A 3510-nucleotide genomic window follows, 5' to 3' on the forward strand; every position below is an offset into this window, starting at 1 on the left:
CGCTCATCTGTTTGGGCAAAGTCCGATTGTTGCCTAGCGGGGAGCGGGAAATATTGCCCGCTAAATTCCCCTCCTTGGAGGGGCGTTGCACTGAGCTTGCCGAAGTGTGCCCGTAGGGCGGGGTGGGTAAATCTTCGCACCCTAGCCGCCTAAATTCTCTTACTTAAATTGCTTAAAAATCTCTTCGGTTTTGGCTGCCATAATTAGGTCGTTGAGATGTAAACCGCCGACTGTGTGCGTCCACCAAGTAACTGTGACTTTGCCCCATTCTGTTAAAATTGCGGGATGGTGGGCTTGGGCTTCGGCTAATTCGCCGACAGCGTTAGTAAAGGCGAGGGCTGTTTGAAAATCTTTAAGTTGATAGAGCCGTTCGATGCGTTGTTCGCCTTTAACTTCGTACTGACACCAATCGGGAATCTGCGGTTGAAATGCATCGATCTCTGCTTGTGAAATCGCCGATTCACCGCCATTGCAAGGAACGCATTTTTGTTGTGTTAATGACATAATTAATCTCCCTGATGAAAAGAATATCCCTACTAATTACAAGTTAGCAGAGATATGTTAAATTATTGTTGGCTTTAGCTGCTACAAAAGAGGATCGAGATCGAATGTACTTAACTTCCAACCGATGTGGATGAGCCTTGAGCTGTCGGAGTTGCTGCGGCTGCGGATGATAATTCTAGGAGTTCGGGAACGGTTACAAATTTATAACCTCGATCGCGCAGTTGGGCGATAATTTGGGGAACTGCTTTGGCAGTATTATCGTGACGGCCACCGCCATCGTGCATGAGTACGATCCCGCCAGGGGTTGCTCCGGCTAGAACAGTTTTAAGTATGGCTGCCGTGGATGGACGTTTGGGGTGACTATCGCCGGAATCTACCGACCACATATTGACAGATTGATTGTGCTTGAGGGCATAAGCAACTAAGCCATTAGTCAAAACGCCTCCGGGCGGTCTGAAGTAGGCAGTTTCGACATTAAGGACTTCTTTAATGATTTTAGCAGTATCTTCAATTTCTCGCTGTGCTACTAACGGACTCATCTGCTTGTACCAGTGGTGCAGCGTGTGGTTGGCGATGACATGACCATCTGCGAGAACTTTCTTGCCGATTTCAGGGAAAGACTTCAGCGGTTGACCGATTACATAAAAGGTGGCTTTGATTTTTTCTTGTTTGAGAGTTGCTAAAATTTTCTCGGTAGTTTCCGGCCAAGGGCCATCATCGAAAGTGAGGGCGATGTATTTTTCCGTACCAATTACGGGTACATCCTTGATAATTTTGGCTTGAAAGTCTTTGGGGACATCGAAGTTGAGTGGAATACTATTGACAATTGCCGTAGTTACCTCGACTGTTTTGGCTAATCCTGTCTGGGCGATAAGCGCGTCCGCAGATACGCCGCTAAAGAGGGTATGTAGTAGTGCAAAAACCGCACAAGAAATGACTGCGATCGCCACCCATAATACTTTACCTGGTAATAATCGCTTAATCCGATCTTGCTGCTCGCTTCTAGCCACTTTAGCCACTCCTGAATACTTATAAAATGATGCAACCTAAATTTGTCGTACAACTGGCTGACTATCCTAATTTCTCGAATAATCTCTCAGAGGATGAGTCTATGTTTCGAGCTGAGTTGATAAAGACTGTTAAATTATATCAAAACATCTATCCAAAACTAGATGTTATCTGGATCGATCGCAATCGTCAATATTTAGATTTATCTTTATGACCGCATTACCACTAGCAACCACTCAAGTCTCACTTTACCCAGTCAATACTGATGCGCCAGACGCATCTCCATCGGCAAAAGTTTCTGGTTATCTGGCGATGCCAACCGGAGCCGGACAATTTCCAGGTGTTATCGTCCTCCAAGAAATATTTGGGGTCAATACCCATATCAAATCTGTGGTCGAACGGATTGCCAGTATGGGTTATGTGGCAATTGCGCCTGCTTTATTCGATCGGTTTGCTCCAGGATTTGAGACAGGCTACACCAGTGCTGATGTCGAATTAGGTCGCAGTTATGCCGAACAAACTAATGCATCACAGTTACTCGCCGACATTCAAGCCGCGATTGACTACCTCAAAACTTTGCCCCAAGTTCTGCCCAATTTTGGCTGTATCGGCTTTTGTTTTGGCGGACACGTCGCTTATTTGGCAGCTACCTTGCCCGATATTACCGTGACAGCTTCGTTCTATGGTGCGGGAATCACTACTCGTACGCCGGGTGGTGGCGAGCCTTCTGTGAGTCGATCGGGGTCGATCTCCGGTAAAATGTATCTGTTCTTTGGCATGGATGACGCTAGCATTCCGCCCGACCAAATTGCCCAAATTGAAACCGCACTCACTCAAAATGATGTTCCCCATCAGATTTGGCAGTACGCAGGTGCCGAACATGGCTTCTGCTGCGATTTACGGGCGAGTTACCATCCCGCCGCCGCTGCGGCAGCTTGGCAACATGTCGAAGAACTATTTCAGCAACTCAAATCTGACTGAGTAGGGCGGCATAATATAGATAGGAGATCTATTTTGTCAGGGGCGAACGCAAAGAACCCGATCTCGATTACGTTCTCAGCCCCTGTTCGCTCCCCTACGGTGTATACACAAGTCGAATAGACTTCGTTTTGAGATCTAAATCCCCCTAAATCCCCCTTGAAAAGGGGGACTTTGATTGGATCTTAGCCCCCTTTTTAAGGGGGTTTGGGGGATTCCCACTAATTGCGCTTCTCACCAGAGATGTGTATGCAGGGTAGGTTCGCTCCCCATTCCCAAATCCCAACTCATAATGAATAAGACTCAAAGTACCTCGGCTGAAATCTTTTCAATGGATGATTTTGCCAAAGCTCTAGATGCTGAAGCAGTAAACTTTGAAAAAGACCAATTAGTGCGAGGGAAAATTCATAGCTATGATAGCGATGGTGTCTATGTAGATATCAATGGTAAGTCGCTAGCATTCGTTCCAGCCGAAGAAGTTGCCGCAGATGAATCGGCAGATTTATCGGTTTTATTACCAATTGGTGACGAGCAAGAATTTCTGATTATTCGCGAACAGAATGCAGATGGACAAGTCACTTTGTCTAAGCTGCAATTGCAAATGAAATATGCCTGGAATCAAGTTGACGATCTGCAAAGTAATAAAGAGTCGATTCAGCTTAAAGTAACTGGCGTAAACAAAGGCGGTGTCACTGTTAATTTTCAAGGAATTCGCGGCTTTATTCCTCGATCGCAATTACTCGAACGCGACCATCAATCTCTAGTCGGCACTAGTATTCCGGGGATAATTATCGAAGCAGATAAAGAGAAAAATAAGCTCGTATTTTCTCAACGCAAAGCCGCTCGTACAGCTAATTTTAGTCAACTAGAACGGGGGCAATTAGTAACTGGTACGATCGTCGGACTAAAACAATTTGGTGCCTTTGTCGATTTTGATGGGAATACTGGTCTAATTTATATCAAACAAATTAGTGAAAGTCGGGTTGAAGACTGTGAAAAAGTCTTTACGATCGGACAAGA

5 protein-coding genes are annotated in these 3510 nt (G+C 45.6%); 3 read left to right on the forward strand and 2 right to left on the reverse strand.

All coding sequences use genetic code 11. The features are described from left to right. Positions 1-159 precede the first annotated feature (159 nt). Positions 160-507 (reverse strand): 4a-hydroxytetrahydrobiopterin dehydratase, encoded by a 348-nt coding sequence (locus Q0R35_RS05980; RefSeq protein WP_295615184.1) that lies wholly within the window; start codon positions 505-507, stop codon positions 160-162. Between the two features lie 107 nt (positions 508-614). Further along, a complete protein-coding gene (locus tag Q0R35_RS05985) occupies positions 615-1514 on the reverse strand; it encodes a polysaccharide deacetylase family protein (RefSeq protein ID WP_295615180.1) in 900 nt (299 codons plus the stop codon). A 26-nt stretch (positions 1515-1540) separates the two neighbouring features. Here Q0R35_RS05985 and Q0R35_RS05990 point away from each other — a divergent pair, with 26 nt between their 5' ends. From Q0R35_RS05990 to Q0R35_RS06000, 3 genes are all read left to right on the forward strand, one after another. Beyond that, a complete protein-coding gene (locus Q0R35_RS05990; protein ID WP_295615181.1) occupies positions 1541-1726 on the forward strand; it encodes a hypothetical protein in 186 nt (61 codons plus the stop codon). Further along, positions 1723-2493 (forward strand): dienelactone hydrolase family protein, encoded by a 771-nt coding sequence (locus Q0R35_RS05995; protein WP_295615182.1) that lies wholly within the window; start codon positions 1723-1725, stop codon positions 2491-2493. Before Q0R35_RS05990 ends, Q0R35_RS05995 begins: the two co-directional genes overlap by 4 nt. Before the next feature lie 289 nt (positions 2494-2782). Then, positions 2783-3510: S1 RNA-binding domain-containing protein (locus Q0R35_RS06000; RefSeq protein ID WP_295615183.1), on the forward strand; the 728-nt coding region annotated here is incomplete at its 3' end.

It is taken from the genome of Chamaesiphon sp. GL140_3_metabinner_50, assembly GCF_025361915.1.
Taxonomy (GTDB): domain Bacteria; phylum Cyanobacteriota; class Cyanobacteriia; order Cyanobacteriales; family Chamaesiphonaceae; genus Chamaesiphon.